Origin of the sequence: Halomonas sp. SIMBA_159, assembly GCF_046536035.1 — a bacterium.
Lineage (GTDB): Bacteria > Pseudomonadota > Gammaproteobacteria > Pseudomonadales > Halomonadaceae > Vreelandella > Vreelandella venusta_A.
This window is the reverse complement of record NZ_JAWJBT010001487.1, coordinates 1-240: the sequence shown is the minus strand read 5'-3', so window position 1 is coordinate 240 and position 240 is coordinate 1. Positions and strand designations below refer to the sequence as shown.

Sequence of the window (240 nt, the reverse complement as noted above, 5' to 3'; positions counted from 1 at the left end):
AGCTGTAAGAGGCCAGTTATGGATTTGATTCGAGTAAGAAGAGAACTGCATGAGATTCCGGAAATCGGTTTTCAGGAATTTAAAACGCAAAGCTATTTGAAAGATATCATCTTGCAAATGCCAACCGACCGCATCGAACTGGTGGAGTGGCGCACGGGCCTTGTGGCCAAAGTGAAAGGCCGCTCACCCGAAAAAACGATCGGCTGGCGTACGGATATCGACGGCTTGCCGATCCTTGAG

General features: G+C 49.2%; 1 pseudogene. It reads left to right on the top strand.

Features of this window, described 5'->3' with window-relative positions:
• Positions 1-18: 18 nt before the first annotated feature.
• Positions 19-240 (top strand): annotated as a pseudogene (locus R0J87_RS24175) (hypothetical protein); the annotation flags it as partial.